The sequence below is a fragment of the Oligella sp. HMSC09E12 genome, from assembly GCF_001808505.1.
GTDB lineage: Bacteria > Pseudomonadota > Gammaproteobacteria > Burkholderiales > Burkholderiaceae_B > Oligella > Oligella urethralis.
Map to the genome: position 1 here is coordinate 1 of NZ_KV793567.1, position 905 is coordinate 905.

General features: G+C 40.1%; 2 protein-coding genes. Both read right to left on the reverse strand.

All coding sequences use genetic code 11. The features are described from left to right. Positions 1–236: 236 nt before the first annotated feature. Positions 237–491: a hypothetical protein gene (locus tag HMPREF3179_RS04155; RefSeq protein ID WP_070469818.1), complete on the reverse strand. Its 255-nt coding sequence runs from the start codon at positions 489–491 to the stop codon at positions 237–239. A gap of 69 nt (positions 492–560) precedes the next feature. Then, positions 561–905, reverse strand: a 345-nt coding sequence (locus tag HMPREF3179_RS12240; protein WP_210398753.1) for a hypothetical protein, incomplete at its 5' end; no start/stop codon positions are given.

Below are 905 nucleotides of genomic sequence, written 5' to 3' on the forward strand. Positions count from 1 at the left end.
AACGCCAAAATCAGCCGCGCGATTTTTGCGTCGGCTGCATTTTTTTGTTATGTCTTAGCCTTAAGAAAAGGTAGTATGGGAAAAGCAAAACAATAAGTGCAACTATAACTCCTAGTAGACCGGCCCATGGTGATGCAGGAATTCCGAATAAACCGTCACTGGCGAATATATAAGACGCAATAACAACAACCGACCCTATAACGATTAATATGGTATCTAGTAATTCTGAAGCTAACTTAGTTACCCAGGATTTCATTTTCCATCTCTTCAAACAGTTTTTTAAACGCCTCAGGATTTCCCGATTTTTTAGCAATTGCATCCATGATGTGGATGACCGAGTCTTCTACTAAGAAATATGCCATATCAACATTTTGCGCCCTCAATTTGTTGTATATTAGAGGATGCTTTAGCCTTAGTCTTTTTGCTGATTCTGAAGCCTTTTCAATCATACCCTGTATGATCAAAGCACCCAACGCAAAACCCACACCCATTTTTGCTAGTCGACGTGCGATTACTTTCGCTGTAATTTGTGCAGTTAATTTTTTGGCAATTAGGTTTACCTACGCCGCTTGTGTAGATACACGAGATGTCATGTAGGTTGCTCCGACACCTGCTTTTTTTGCCGCCTTTTCAATAACAGAATCAGGGAGATCTCGATAGAATTCTTCTAAAATCACCTTAAGTATTTTAGTGATAGGCCCAGCATCTGTATTAGCAAACTTGATGGCATTTTCAATAATGTTAGCCACCCTCTTATTCTCAGCCATATTGGCAACTCTTGTTGCGCTTCCACTACCTCCAAAGTCCTCAAATGTTCTTCTAACCCCATATGCTAAATCAATAGGTATGGACACGACACCATCGAAAACGGCAAGTGCTATTTCTTTCGCATACATTGAATTCTC